General features: G+C 70.6%; 12 protein-coding genes. 5 read left to right on the plus strand and 7 right to left on the minus strand.

From position 1 onward, the window contains the following. Positions 1 to 35: 35 nt before the first annotated feature. Together BM228_RS01860 and BM228_RS01865 are read left to right on the plus strand one after the other, a co-directional pair. Entirely contained in the window at positions 36 to 704 is a 669-nt protein-coding gene (locus tag BM228_RS01860; RefSeq protein WP_092036593.1) for an invasion associated locus B family protein, read from the plus strand. A gap of 139 nt (positions 705 to 843) precedes the next feature. After that, positions 844 to 4188 carry a hypothetical protein gene (locus BM228_RS01865; protein ID WP_092036773.1) on the plus strand — a complete coding sequence of 1115 codons (3345 nt, stop codon included), beginning with the start codon at positions 844 to 846 and terminating at the stop codon, positions 4186 to 4188. Positions 4189 to 4463: 275 nt separating this feature from the next. Here BM228_RS01865 and BM228_RS01870 read toward each other — a convergent pair whose 3' ends face one another. The 6 genes from BM228_RS01870 to BM228_RS01895 form a co-directional block, all read right to left on the minus strand. Continuing rightward, the gene (locus BM228_RS01870; protein ID WP_092036595.1) at positions 4464 to 5912 is read right to left on the minus strand and encodes a TadE/TadG family type IV pilus assembly protein; all 1449 of its coding nucleotides are present in this window, start codon (positions 5910 to 5912) and stop codon (positions 4464 to 4466) included. Further along, positions 5897 to 6592, minus strand: a complete 696-nt coding sequence (locus BM228_RS01875; RefSeq protein WP_092036597.1) for a TadE/TadG family type IV pilus assembly protein — start codon at positions 6590 to 6592, stop codon at positions 5897 to 5899. Before BM228_RS01875 ends, BM228_RS01870 begins: the two co-directional genes overlap by 16 nt. Further along, positions 6592 to 7128 (minus strand): TadE/TadG family type IV pilus assembly protein, encoded by a 537-nt coding sequence (locus tag BM228_RS01880; protein WP_092036775.1) that lies wholly within the window; start codon positions 7126 to 7128, stop codon positions 6592 to 6594. Before BM228_RS01880 ends, BM228_RS01875 begins: the two co-directional genes overlap by 1 nt. Before the next feature lie 185 nt (positions 7129 to 7313). Continuing rightward, positions 7314 to 8087, minus strand: a complete 774-nt coding sequence (gene fliP / locus BM228_RS01885) for a flagellar type III secretion system pore protein FliP (RefSeq protein ID WP_092036599.1) — start codon at positions 8085 to 8087, stop codon at positions 7314 to 7316. 20 nt (positions 8088 to 8107) lie between these two features. After that, the gene (locus tag BM228_RS01890; RefSeq protein WP_092036601.1) at positions 8108 to 9175 is read right to left on the minus strand and encodes a flippase-like domain-containing protein; all 1068 of its coding nucleotides are present in this window, start codon (positions 9173 to 9175) and stop codon (positions 8108 to 8110) included. A 63-nt stretch (positions 9176 to 9238) separates the two neighbouring features. Next, on the minus strand, positions 9239 to 9688 hold the full coding sequence (locus BM228_RS01895) for a hypothetical protein (protein WP_092036603.1): 450 nt from the start codon (positions 9686 to 9688) through the stop codon (positions 9239 to 9241). 181 nt (positions 9689 to 9869) lie between these two features. Between BM228_RS01895 and BM228_RS01900 the strand changes: the two genes are divergently transcribed. Further along, entirely contained in the window at positions 9870 to 11183 is a 1314-nt protein-coding gene (locus BM228_RS01900; RefSeq protein ID WP_092036605.1) for a KpsE/RkpR family capsule polysaccharide export protein, read from the plus strand. Positions 11184 to 11337: 154 nt separating this feature from the next. Next, positions 11338 to 11619: a hypothetical protein gene (locus BM228_RS01905; protein ID WP_092036607.1), complete on the plus strand. Its 282-nt coding sequence runs from the start codon at positions 11338 to 11340 to the stop codon at positions 11617 to 11619. Positions 11620 to 11631: 12 nt separating this feature from the next. Here the strand turns inward: BM228_RS01905 and BM228_RS01910 are convergent, their stop codons facing one another. Continuing rightward, positions 11632 to 12327 (minus strand): ArsR/SmtB family transcription factor, encoded by a 696-nt coding sequence (locus BM228_RS01910; protein WP_092036609.1) that lies wholly within the window; start codon positions 12325 to 12327, stop codon positions 11632 to 11634. Between the two features lie 200 nt (positions 12328 to 12527). On the opposite strand from BM228_RS01910, the gene BM228_RS01920 reads away from it, so the two are divergent. Next, positions 12528 to 13787: an MFS transporter gene (locus BM228_RS01920; protein WP_092036613.1), complete on the plus strand. Its 1260-nt coding sequence runs from the start codon at positions 12528 to 12530 to the stop codon at positions 13785 to 13787. Positions 13788 to 13804: the final 17 nt, after the last annotated feature.

Genomic DNA, 13804 nt, shown 5'->3' on the forward strand with positions numbered 1-13804 from the left:
CTTTGCCGTCAATGGCCCCGGGGGATCGTGATTCTATGTCGACGTTTCGAGCGGTCGTTCGCCTCAGTCTGACCGCGACGCTGCTGCTTGCCGTTCCGTTCGCGTCGCCGCGTGCCCAGGATGCCGAGTCCGAGGCGCCGGCCGCCGGTGACGCGCCGGCCAAAGCCAAGCCCAAACCTAAGCCGAAGCCGCCCGCTCCGAAGCCGGCGGCCAAGCCGGCTGCCGCCGCCACGCCCGCTGCAGCGCACGCGACCTGGCCCACCGGCGCCAGCACGGTCAGCGAGAGCTACGGCGACTGGACGATGACCTGCACCCGCCCGAGCGAGAAGGTCACCTGCATCGTCGCCCAGTCCCAGGGCGATTCGCAGACCGGCCGGCGCAAGTTCGGCGTGGAACTCCAGGTTCCGAATGACGGCCGCTCGGAAGGCATCGTGCTGATGCCATTCGGCCTGTCTATCGAGGCCGGCGTGACCTTCAAGCTGGACGAGCAGACCCTCGGCAAGGGCGCGCCCTACAATATGTGCGTCTCCGACGGCTGCCTCGTGCCGATCAGCTTCCCGACCCTGGCGCTCGACGGCATGCGCAATGCCAAGCAGCTGTTCGTGACCGGCCAGAAGGCGAGCGGCACCGAGCCAGCCACCATCACGGTGCCCCTCGATGGCTTCCCGCAGGCCCTGGACCGCGCGGTCGCCCTCAGCGGCTGAGGCCGATCGGACCGGATCCGGCTAATCCCCGGGTTACGGTTAAGCCAGCGTTAGCCGCGGTGCCGCAGGATGAGTCCCATGTGTGGCGCCGGGCGCCGTGGCCCGAGGGGCCGCGCGCCGGGATTGGGTCGGCGAGGCGATGGGCTCCGAGGGCAGGCGATCCCGGATCGGCCGATATCTCGGCACGCGGCTGGCCCGCGTGTCCCTGCCCGCGCTCGTCCTGCTGGCGGCCATCGACCCGGCGCTCGCCGCCCGGCTGATCGGCGCCAAGGGCAGCGAATCGGGTACCGGTGCCGGCGGCTATGGCCGGATCGTGCTGACCTTCGACAAGCCGGTCACCGTCAAGGCGAAGCTCGCCGGCGGCATCCTGCTGCTGAGCTACGGCGAGCGGGTCGCACCCGGTCCCGAGCGGCTGTCCGAGGAGATGCCGGCCTTCGTGTCCACGGTCCGGCGCGATCCCGACGGCTCGGGCTTGCGGGTCGCGCTGCAGCGGCCGTTCCGGACCAATGTCCAGTCGGCCGGGGAGCGGGTGTTCGTCGATCTGCTGCCGGAGGGCTGGTCCGGCCTGCCGCCGCCGCTTCCCCTCGAGGTGGTGGCCGAACTCGCCCGCCGGGCCCGGGTCGCCGAGGAGGCGTTGCGGGCGCGCACGCCGCCGCCGGTGCGCAAGCCGCTCAGCCTGGAACTCGCCCGGCTCCCGACCCTGACGCGCCTGTCCCTGCGCCTGCCCGACGACGCGGTGGCGACGGTGACCGCGGAGGGCCCGACGACGCGCCTGCGCGTGGCCGGAGCCTGGACCATCGATTCGAACGACGCCCGCGGCCGCCCGCGGCCCGGCATCGCCAAGCTCGCCACCGAATCCGACGAGGGCTCGGCCAGCATCCTGGTCACCCCCGCCGAGGGGTTCATCCTCACCACGGAGCGCGAGGACGGGGCCTACACGATCGATGTCGCGACCAAGGCGCCGCCGGAGGCCGCCAAGTCCAAGGCCGCCGACGTGCCCGGCCCGGCCGAGTCGAGCGTCGCAAAGCCGGCCGCACCCGTTCCGGCGCCGACCCGGAAAGCCGAGGCCCCGGCCGTCCCGGAGGCCGCACCCGATGCGCCGCCGAAGCGCCAGGCCGGCGCCGGCCTGGTCTTCCCGTTCCAGACCCTGCCGCCCGCGGCCCTGTTCGAGCGCGGCGGCGTCGCGACGCTGGTGTTCGAGACCGCCGAGCCCGTGACCGTGCCGGCGAGCCGCCAAGGCCTCGCGCCGGTGGGCGCGCCGGAGCGGATCGGCGCAGCCACGATCCTGCGCTTTACGGTACCGCCGGGGCGGCTGGTCGATCTGGCCGCCGTCACCACCGGGACCAGCTCGGCCTGGGAGCTGTCGGCGGGGGACGCGCTGAGCCCGAGCGACAGCCTCGATCCGGTCCGCAAGCCGGACCCGACCAGCCGGATCACCGTCGCGCTGGCGCTGCCCCGGCCGGGATCGGCGACTTGGCTCGACCGCGACGGCGAGCGCATCGCCGTGGTCACCTCGGCGGCGCAGCGCATCATCGGCAATCCGAAAAACCGCCGCTTCGTGGATTTCGAGATCCTGCCGAGCCGGCACGGCGTCGCGGTGCTGGCTGGCGCCGACGACCTCGCGGTTCGCCCCCAGCTCGACGGGGTGACGATCGGCCGGGAGGGCGGCCTCGCCGCCTCCACGGCCGCCCGCAAGGCCGATCCCGCCCTGGCCGAAATCGGCACCCTCGCGGTCCCGCCCGATGCGTGGGATCGCGCCCGGGCCGGCAATATCCGCGAGACCCTGCGGGCCCTGGCCAACGCGGCCGCGACGGTGCCGCCCGCCCTGCGCGGCCCGGCGCGGCTCGCGTATGCCCGCGCCAACATCGCCAACGACTTCGACCTCGAAGGACTTGCGGCCCTGGAGGCGGCGGCGGCCGACGATCCGCTGCTGGCGACCCAGCGCGAAATCGCGATCCTGCGCGGTCTGGCGCTGGTGCGGAGCGGGCGCAACGCCGAGGCCCTGAAGGCCCTGTCGGCGACGCAGCTCGCCAGCGACCCGGAGGCCGCCCTGTGGCGGGCGATGGCCGCCGCCGGGCTCGGCGACTGGAAGGCGGCCGAGACCGGCTTCCTCACCACGCTGCCGCTGTCCGAGAGCTATCCCCCGGACCTCGCGCAGCAGATTCGCGCTCAGGCGGCGGAATCGGCCATCGAGAACGGCGATGCCGAGACCGCCGCCGCCCGGGCCGAGGACGCACCCAACCTGCCGCCCTGGATCCGCGACCGGCTCGCCCTGGTCCGCGCCCGCGTCTCGGAGGCCACCGGCCAGACCGAGGCGGCGCTCGACGCCTATACCCGCCTGGAGAAGGTCGGCCAGCGGCCGGTGGCGGCCGAAGCGCAATTGCGCGGCGCGCTCCTGGCCCGCGCCTCCGGCAAGCTCGAACCGAACGCGGCGATCGACCAGCTGGAGCGGCTGGCGCTCACCTGGCACGGCGGCCCGACCGAGACCGGCATCTCGGTCGGCCTGGCGCGGCTCTATCTCGGGGCCGGACGCTGGCGCGACGCCTTCACGGCGCTCCGCCGGGCCCAAGCCTTCGCGCCGAACGACGCCGCCACCCAGGCGCTGGCCCGCGAGGTACGCACCGCCTTCGAGAACCTCTACCTCACCGACAAGGGCGATACGCTCTCCGGGGTCGACGCGGTGGCGCTGTATTTCGATTTCCGCGAGCTCGCTCCGATCGGGCGGCGCGGCGACGAGGTGGTGCGCCGGCTGGCCGACCGCTTGGTCGGGCTCGACCTCCTCGATTCGGCCGCCGACCTGCTCCAGTACCAGATCGACAACCGGCTCACTGGCCCGGCCAAGTCCGCCGTGGCGGCCCGGCTCGCCACGATCCGGCTGATGGACGACAAGCCGATGCGGGCGCTGCAGGTGCTCGACGCCACCAACCTGCCCGAGCTGCCGGGCGAGCTGAAGCGCGCCCGCGCCCTGGTCCGGGCCCGAGCCCTCTCGGACCTCACCCGCACCGACCTCGCCCTGGAGACGATCGAGGACGAGAGCGGCCCGGATATCGAGCGCCTGCGCGCCGACATTTTCTGGGGCGCCCGCCGCTGGCGCGAGGCCGGTGAATCGCACGAGGCGCTGCTCGGCGAGGCCTGGCGCGCCGGCCGGCCCCTGGATGAGCAGGCCCGAGCCGACGCGGTCCGCGCCGCCATTGCGTACGACCTCGCAAGCGAGGTCATCGGCCTGGAGCGGCTGAAGGCGAAGTTCTCCGAGGCCATGGCCGAGAGCCCGGACGCCCGCACCTTCGCGCTGCTCACCGGCGCCAACCCGACCCGCAATCCGGAATTCCGCGCCATCGCGGCCCGCGCCACCAAGGCCGACACCCTGTCGGCCTTCCTCGCCGAGTACCGCAAGCGCTACCCCGAGACCGCCTTGCCCGAGCGCGGCGCGGCGGCCGGCGAGCGCCAGAGCAGCGTCGAGACCCCGGGCACGCCGCCGGGCTGAGGGGCTTTCTCTGCACAGTGACCGTCGGGCGCAGCCAGCGGCGAGGCAACAAATTTGTCCCGCCCCTAAGCGCCCATTCGAGCCGCCGACCTGCGATGAGTAGTTCTCAGCCGTGCGGATCGTCGAGGCCTGATCCTGGGCCTCAATCGCCCCACCCGTCATTGCGAGCGCAGCGAAGCAGCCCAGTGCAGCGCGCGATCCCCGAAGGTGGCGCTTCTCTAGGTTGCTTCGCTGCGCTCGCAATGACGGGGAGGATTACTTGGAGAAATCGGCCCTCACTGCGTCAGCCGCGCGACCTGCAGCGCTTGGTCGAACATCGCGTTGAGCGAGCTCTTGATGTCGTCCGGGCTGTTGGCCGTGTAGAAATACCCCGGCGAGGCGCAGCTTTGCAGGGGCGTCGCCAGGGTCGGGCTGAAGGCGTTCACCTTCTTGTTCTCTCCGGCGACGATCCCGCCGTAATCCTTGAAGGTGATGATGTTGTACGGGATGTAGAGGATCGAGATCGTCGCTCCGGCATTCTTCAGCGCCGTGCAGAGCGTCGGATCGATCTGGGATGGCGTCGACGTGTCGAAGTCGGCATTGCCGTAGCCCGAGAATTTCGAGGGGTTGCCGGGGTAGTAATACTTATTGTTCTTGTAGACGTAATAGTGCTGACCGTTCTGCATCCCGTCGGTGATCAGGAAGACGAACGGCTTGCGCGCATTGATGCCGGAGCCGTCACCGAACCCGCCGGCATTGGTGATCGCGGTCTTCATCTGCGGCAGGACGACCTCGAAATGCGTGCCGCCGGAGCCGATGCCGGTGCTCGGGTCGTTGTTCGTGTAGAGTTGGGTGGTCCCGGTATCGAGCAGGCTGGTCAGGGCGAGGGGCCAGGACAGGGTGCACTGGGCGGCGGTGTTCAGGGTGGCGATCGAACTGTTGATGTCGGCGAGCGTGCCCATCTGGTTAATGAACGGGTACAGGCCGACGCGGTACTGGTTCGCCACCGTCGGGTTGGCGGCCCGCTGGATCAGCGAGCAGACCGCGTTGTTGACGGCGTCGGACCGCAACTGGATCTTGCCCGCGGCGAGGCCCCAGCCGTCATTGCCGGGATAATGGCAGGCGAACTGGCAGCCCTGCTGGTAATCCCACTTCATGTCGTTGTTTTTGGAGGCGAGCTGGGTCATCCCGGCCGTCGTCGCCGGCAGGCCCATCGAGCCGGACACGTCGAGCAGCAGGTAGAAGTCGAGATAGCTCGCGAGATCCGCCGAGGCCGTGACCGTGTTGGAGAAGTTGGTGGTCGGGGTCCGGAAGATCTGGCCGAAATTGTTCTTCACCGTGGCGCTGTAGACCACCGTCGACTTGAGGGTCTGGCTGGTGCGCACCAGCTGCGGCGTCTGGAGCTGCACCTGCGCGAACGGCACGGTGCCGGCATTGACCGTGAAGGCGCTGGTCGCCTGCGCGATGCCGGCCGCGATGGCGTTGGCGGTGACGTTCGCCTGGGTCGGGTTGGCGGCGATATAGGCCTTGGCGGTCGCCACCGCGGCGATGGCGGCGGCATCCGCGGCGGCGTCGAGCTTCGCCTTGTCGGTGATCGCCACGCCGTAATCGACCCCGTAGCCGAGCAGGCCGACCATCGGCAGCAGGCTCAGGGCGAACAGGATCGTGACGTTGCCGGAGCGCGCCCTCGAAAGGGGCGCCGCCCGGTCAACGAGGCTGCGCGCGCGGTTCAGAAACCCGGGCATTTCACGGCGATCCCATCGTTGCCCGCCGGGTCGAAATTGACCATCGAGGCGTAGCGCGGCTGCACGTACATCGAGCGGGCGATCCGAACGGCGGGGATGAACCGCGCGCCGAAGGACGGCCGGAAGGTGAAGACCACGTCGACCGCCACGATCGAGCCCGGTCCGAAGACCGAGCGCGGCAGCGTCGTCCGGTTGGGCGGCGCGGTGTCGGCGGCGGGCAACTGCGGGGTCACGCAGGGCCGGTAATTGCCCCCGCTGGTGCCCGAGCTCGTCCAGGCGACGGCGGCCGTGTAGCAGGCGCTCAGGTCGCTGCCCGAGCAGTTCGACGCCGTCTGGTTGAACGCGATAGCGGCGTAGGTGATGGCGATGTCCTGCCACCATTGCAGGCCCTGCCGTGGCCCGTCCTTCATCAGGTACGGGAACAGGACCAGGGCGGAATCGAAGCTGAAATGCAGGTCGGCGGCGTTGACGGTCGCCACCGTCGAGCCCGCAGGCGGCATCGCCTGGGAGATCATCTGGCTGATCGACTGGGCGACCAGCCCGACCTTGCGGCTGGCGTTGACGTAGGTGACGAGTTGGATGCCGCCGAGCATCAGGACCAGCAGCACCGGCAGGATCAGGGCGAACTCGATCGCCGAGACTGCTCGCCTGTCCCGGAGGAAGCGCCGACCGCCCGCCATCAGAACAGCTCGTTGCGGAACGCCGCCGTCGAGATCGTCAGGTAGGCCGGGGCGCCGTTGAAGGTCGCGCCGCCGCCGAGCATCGACGCGAAGGCGGAGGGCAGGAAGGTGATCGGATAGATCACCAAGAGGTACTGGTACTGCCCGCGGGTGCCGAGGGTGTACTGGCCGGAACCCGGGGTCAGGGGCGGGATCGCCAGGCCGCTGAGGTCGGACTTCACGTAGGTGTAGTAGCCGCTGGAGGAGGAGCCGGTCGGCACCACGTACAGGTTCACGACGAGGTTGCTGCATTTCAGCGTCGCCGGCAGGTTGCGGCACAGCGAGGCCTTGAAGCTCGCCTGGTCGAGGGCGCTCGCCTGGGCCGCCCCGGTGAGGATCTGCCGGGCGGCTCGCGTCGTGGCGTAGTCCAGGAATTGGTTGATGAACAGGATCGTGGCCACGGTCATGACGAACAGCAGGGCCAGGATGAACAGCATCGCGACCAGGGCGAACTCGACCGCGGCCGCCCCTTTCCGATCGCGAACGTAGTGACGCATGAAAAACATGCGCTTAGGTAGCGAGAGATTGCTAAACCGAAGTTAAAACGGACTTCCAGACTCTATAGACTTACCTTGGTGAATCTTGAGCGGTATCCGGCCTGATCGCAATGGGCCGGCCTCTCCAAGTCATTGTCAGGGCGCGACGACTGGCGCCGAACCAGTCTCCACTTCGGCGGCGTGCACTATCCGCCGTAGCTCTGGACCAGCGAGCCGGCCACCAAAGTCCAGCCGTCGACCAGCACGAAGAAGATCAGCTTGAACGGCAGGGCGACGGTGGCGGGCGGCACCATCATCATGCCCACCGCCATCAGCACCGAGGCGACCACAAGGTCGATCACCAGGAACGGGATGAACAGCAGGAAGCCGATCTCGAAGGCGCGGCGCAGCTCCGAAATCATGAAGGCCGGGGTCACGATCTCGAGGCCGACATCCTCCGGGCCCTTGGGCACCGGCACCTTGGCGAGGTCGAGGAACAGCTTCAGATCCTTCTCGCGCACGTTCTTCAGCATGAACGTCTTGAACGGTGCCGAGGCCCGCTCGAAGGCCTGGGCCTGCGTGATCCGCCCGGCGACCAGAGGCTCGATCCCGGCGCTGTAGGCTGCCCGGCCAGTGGGGGCCATCACGAAGGCCGTGAGGAACAGCGCCAGGCTGACGATCACGGCGGTCGGCGGCGCCGTCTGGGTGCCGAGCGCCGAGCGCAGGATCGACAGCACCACGACGATCCGGGTGAAGGCGGTGGCCATCACCAGCACGGAGGGCGCCACCGCCAGGATCGTGATCAGCGCGACGAGCTGGAGCGCCCGCTCGGTGGTGCCGCCCGCGCCGAGATCGACGCTGAGGCTCTGGGCCAGGGCGGGTCCGGTCGCCAGCCCGGCGCCGGCCAGCCCGGCGAAGCCCAGGATGCGGAGCTTCCGAACAACGGATTGTCTCGCGTCGCCGGCCGGCGCGTCATCCATCGGGGTCACGGGCATCGGGGTCACGGACGGTCGCAGGTGGGGGTGGCCGGGCGCACGTCCGTGCGCCGCGCCTCAAGGTTCTGCCAGACCAGCAGCGCCGGCAGGCCGAGCACGACATCCGGGATCCGGCGGGCGAGGGACAGGGCGATGGCCGTGCCGGCATCGATCCCGAACAGGCCGCAGACCAGCACGAGGCCGCCCTCCTGAACGCCGAGCCCGCTCGGCACCAGGAAGGCCGCGGCCTTGATCGCCTGGCTCAGCGCCTCGATGACCAGGACCTCCGACAGGCTGAGATTCTCGACGCCGATGCAGGTGAGCACGACCGCGACCTCGGCGGCGCCGAGCAGCCAGGCCAGGGCGTGGAGGGCGAAGGACTGGACGAGGCGGCCCCGCCGCTCCGCCGCCCAGACGGTGTCGAGCGCCCCCTGGATCCGCGGGGCCGGCTCGGGACGGGCCTCCGTTTCGCGCACGAAGCGCCGGCCCAGGGCGGCGATCCGGTCCTCGACCACACGCACGATCCCGGTGCGCTGGAGCGCGAAGAAGGCCGCCACCGCCAGCCCCGCCACCGCGAGGGTCCGCAGCGTCCAGTGTGCGAGTTCGGCGGCGGCCGGACCCTCGACCTGGCTCAGCAGACCGGCGCCGAGGCCGGCGAACAGCGCCAGGGTGCCGACCTGGAACAGCATGTCGGCGAGCACCGAGGCCGCCGCCAGGGATCCGGCCACGCCCCAGAAGGTCAGGAGCCGGGCGCCGAGCACGTCGCCGCCGACCGAGGCTACGGGCAGGAGCACGTTGATGCCCTCGCGCACGAAGCGCAGGATCAGGCAGGCAGAGGCCGGCGCGGGCGACAGCCCATCGAGGATGCGCGCCCAGGCGAGGCCGCAGACCAGCACCACGACGGCCCGGACCAGCGTGACGCCGGCAAAGCCCACGAACCCGATCCGCCCGAACGCCGCGGCCACCGCCGACAGGTCGTTGGTCGCCACGAGCCAGATCGCCAGGCCGAGGCCGATCAACGTGCCGAACAGGGGCAGCCGGCGCAGCACCACGAGGCCGAGGCGGCGCGTCCGGGGGGCGCGGTCGCCGCTCACGGCCGGCCCGCGGGTGAGGTACGCCAGATGGCGGGCAAGGGCGAGCGCTCCAGGTTGCGCCAGTCAAGCATCCGGCGGCGATTCGGTCGGTGGCACCGCCGCTAGGGGTGTATTGGGGCCGAATTCAGGGGCGCGCCGCCGCGGTAGCACGGGGCGGAGCACTGCGGCGAGGGCATCCTGGGGGGCGGCCTCGGGATCGAGCAGGACGACGCGGCCCTCCGCGAGGCTCGCCCCCGTGGCCACGGCCACCGCGCGTTTCGGGCAGGGCCCGAGACAGCCCGACTCGACGATGCAGAGCTTGGTCCGCCCGGTGAGCAGCCCGTCCTTGGCCGCCTGCTTGGCCGCGCCCTTCAGCATCGCCCGCACCGCCCGCGGGCGCAGGCCCTGGCGCTTGGCGCATTTGGCGCAGACCACCACGACTTCCGCGAGCTTGGTCTTGGCCGATCTGGTGAGGGCCGGGCGGCCGGCAGGGCGGTCTCCGGGGCCGGGGGAGACGCGAGGGAGTGTCATCATCGAGAGACTCTACGGCGCGATACCGGGGCCGGCTACGTTGCCCGTCGCCGCGGTGCGGCAGGGGCGGGGGGCGGTGCCTTAAAAAGGGCCTAAAAGAACGGGATTCCGACCCTGCGCACGGGCCGTCCTCCGGCCGGTTTCGCGGTGGCGGATCCGGCGCAGACCCAGGAACAGTGAGCGGATGAGCTTCGACGACGTCAAGGACGACACGCGCGACGGCGAAATCGTGACGTTCGCCCCATCGACGATGACCGAGCTGCGCCACGGCGCGGAGACGATCCGGCCGGTCCCGGAGAAGCGCGGCGCCCGGGCGCTGGTGGCCGCGGCGCGCGAGCGCCTCGACTGGACCCGCCTGCCCGGCCTCGGCCAGCGCCGGGAGGACACGTCGAGCTACGGGGCGCGGGTGATCCGCCGCGTGGGAATGTTCGTACTGCTGCCGACCCTGGTGGTCGGCCTGTACCTGTTCGTCTTCGCGTCCAACCAGTACATCGCCGAGGCGCAGTTCACGGTGCGCGGCAACGTCGAGCCGATGGAGAACATCTCCCTCGGCCAGTACACGAACCTGATTCAGAAGCACAACAGCCAGGACAGCTTCATCGTCCGCGACTTCATCGCCAGCCAGACGCTGGTGGAGGCGCTGGAGAAGAGCATCGGCATCTCGAAGATGTTCTCCCGGTCCGAGGCCGATTTCTGGGCCCGGTTCGATCCGAGCGACCCGATCGAGGACCTGACCAAGTACTGGCGCAAGCACGTCGACGCCCATATCGATTCGATCTCGGGCGTGATCCGCCTGTCGGTACGCGCCTTCACCCCGCAGGACGCCCTGACCATCGCCCGCGAGGTGGTGAGCCGGTCCGAGGCGCTGATCAACGACATCTCGAAGCGCGCCCAGGCCGACATGGTCAAGCAGGCGCAGGCGGATGCGACGGTGGCGGAGGAGCGCCTGCGCAAGGCCCATCTCGCGCTGCAGAGCTTCCGCAACCAGTGGGGCGTGATCGACCCGGTCAAGACCGCCGAGGGGACGCTGACCACCCTGACGATCCTGCGCAAGGAAAAGCTCAAGCTCGAGACCGATCTGCAGGTGCTGCGCGGCTCGAATCTGGACGAGCGCTCGCGCTCGATTCAGACGCTGGTCGCGAACATCGCCGCCATCGAGCAGCAGATGAAGACGCTGCAGGATGAGCTGACCAATGCCGGCCGGGTCGCGGGCGGCGGCACCAACCTGACCGAGGCGCTGCTCCAGTACGAGGGCCTGCTGGTCGAGCGGACGATCGCGGAAAAACTCGAGGAATCGGCCCACATGCTGCTCGACCGGGCCCGGGTCTCGGCCAGCAAGCAGCACATCTTCCTGGCGACCTTCGTGCCGCCGGTCCTGCCGACAGACAGCCTCTACCCCGAGCGGGGCCATTCCCTGATCGTGGCGTTCTTCTGCTTCTTCGTGCTCTGGAGCTCATCCTCGCTCCTGATCGCCGGCATCCGCGACCAGCGGATGTGAGTCGGCGCCTCGTCCTGAAGGCCGGTTGCCGGCTTTCGGGATGATGTCGTAGGACACCGGCGGCGCGGGGTCTGGATCCCGCGCCGCGCGGTCTGTAGAGGGAAACGACCCGGCGCCCGGGCCTCCCCGATCGATGAGCGAAGTCTAACGGTCCATGTCGGATTTCTCCGATCTCGTCGCGAAGGCGATCCAGCCCTCGATGAGCCGGGCGGAGCGCGAGGCGGTCTACACCGTGGTTCGGCAGGCTGTGCTCCGCTTGCAGGAGCGCGAGGCGCTGCCCCCGGACGACCCGCGCGTCGCGCTGCAGCGCCACCTCGTCGAGGAGACGATCCGCGACGTGGAGGGCGACGTCGCCCGCTACGAATCCCTGCGCAAGCTCGACGCCGCTTTCGCGGCCCAGACCGAGGCCCACAAGGCGTCCCGCAACGGGCGCTGACGCGGGCCGGGCTCAGGACGCCGCGGGCGGCCTGATATCAAACAGGTCGTGGAAGGCCCGCCAGCCGGCGGGCGTGACATCGAGCGCCCGCGAGCCCGGCTGCCGGCGGACCCAGCCCCGCTGCAGGCTATGCGTGCACAGCGCGGCGCCCAGTCGACCGGCGAGATGTGGGCGGCGCTCGCTCCAATCCAGGCATGGGCGGCACTGAAGCTTCGCCCGCCCGCCGACCACCGCGTCGAGACCGAGATCCGCCAGCCGATCCAGGCCCGCTTCCGTGACCAGCGCCCCGTCCTCGGCGATCTCGACCCAGTTCCGTGCGACCAGAGCATCGGCGAGCTGGACGCCGAGCCAGCCGGCCATGTGATCGTAGCAGGTTCGCGCCAGGCGCAGACGCGCGTCCCGCGGTCCTGTCCGCGGACGCTGCGCGGTCGCGTCCGAGGCAAGAAGCATGAGGCTTTCCAGCAGCCGCGCGACCTCCGGGCCGGCGAGGCGGTGGTAGCGGTGCCGGCCCTGCTTCGACACGGTCACGAGGGAGGCCGCTGCGAGTTGCGCGAGATGCCCGCTTGCCGTCTGCCGGGTGATCCCGGCGGCCTGCGCCAGTTCGGAGGCCGTCAAGGCGCGACCGTCCATCAGGGCTTGCAGCATGGCCACGCGCGCCGGATCGCCCACCAGGGCGCCGACCTGCGCGACCGAGACCGTCGTCACCATCGCTCCACCTCGCGGATCCGATCGTAGCGCGCTTCCACGGTGGATGCTTCGGCACTCACCGAAGCATCCGGCCGGTTTCCTCGGCGATAGGGCCGGCCTGGGGCGGCGATCCCGACGACCTCCGAGGCCGAGCGCGGGACCGCCGGATCGGGCGGCGTCTCCCGTCGCCCCATTCACTCCGATCGCGTGGAGTTTCGGGTATGGGCAGCCCATCGGGCTTCTATGGCTGGCATATCGTGGCCGCCGCCTTCATCGTCGCGGTGTTCGGCTGGGGTGTCGGCTTCTACGGGCCGCCGGTCTACCTGGAGGTGGTCCGGCAGGCCCATGGCTGGCCGATCACCCTGGTGTCCGGGGCCGTGACCCTGCATTTCCTGGCCGGCGTCGGCATCGTCGCCAACCTGCCGGTGCTGCATCGACGCTTCGGCTTGCCCGCCGTGACCTTCGCCGGGGCCGTGGTGCTGGCGTTCGGTGTCCTGGGCTGGGCTTGGGCTCAGACCCCCGGGCAGCTCTACGCCGCTGCGCTCCTGACCGGCGCGGGCTGGCCAGCGTTGGGTGCGGCAGCCGTGAACGCCATGATCGCCCCGTGGTTCGTCGCACGGCGCCCGGCCGCTTTGAGCATGGCCTATAACGGCGCGAGCATCGGCGGGGTCGTGTTCTCCCCGCTCTGGGTTGCGTTGATCGGCCGGGTCGGCTTTCCGGCGGCGGCCCTGATCGTCGGCGCCGTCATGGTCGGCACGCTCGGCCTGCTCGCGCAGATCGTGCTGCCACGGACCCCCACCGCCCTGGGCCAGGTTCCCGATGGCGATGCCGGTGCAGCCGCGAATCCGAAGCTGGAGAACGCCCCCCTGCGCCCCGTGGCGCGCCTGACGCGCGACCGGGCGTTCCTGACGCTGAGCCTCGGCATGGCCCTGGCGCTGTTCGCGCAGATCGGCCTGATCGCCCAGTTCGTCTCCGTGCTCGTGCCCGCTCTGGGGACGCAGGGGGCGGGCCTTGTGGCCGGGCTCAAGACCGCGGCGGCCATTGCCGGGCGGATGCTCGTCGGCTGGTGCATGCCGGCCGGTGCGGATCGCCGCGGCGTCGCAGCCGTCAGCCTGCTGGTCCAGGCGCTGGGCTGCGGCACGCTGATCCTGTCCGGCAGCACCGATGTTCCGCTGCTGCTCCTCGGGATCGTCCTGGTCGGATCCGGCATCGGCAATGCGACCTCGCTGCCGCCGCTCATCGCGCAGGTCGAATTCGCCCGGGCCGACGCGCCGCGGGTGGTCGCACTGATCGTGGCGATCTCGCAGGCCGCCTACGCCTTCGCGCCGGCGCTGTTCGGACTGCTGCGGCAGCTCGGATCGGACAACGCGATCTTCTGGGCCGCCGCTGCTATCCAACTCGCGGCAAGCGGCGCCTATCTCGCGGGTTGCCGCGCTTGCAAGCTGCGCCGGGGTGCGATCGGGCCGCTTCCACGCGCGTGAGACGGCCTCGCGTCCAA

Origin of the sequence: Methylobacterium pseudosasicola, assembly GCF_900114535.1 — a bacterium.
Lineage (GTDB): Bacteria > Pseudomonadota > Alphaproteobacteria > Rhizobiales > Beijerinckiaceae > Methylobacterium > Methylobacterium pseudosasicola.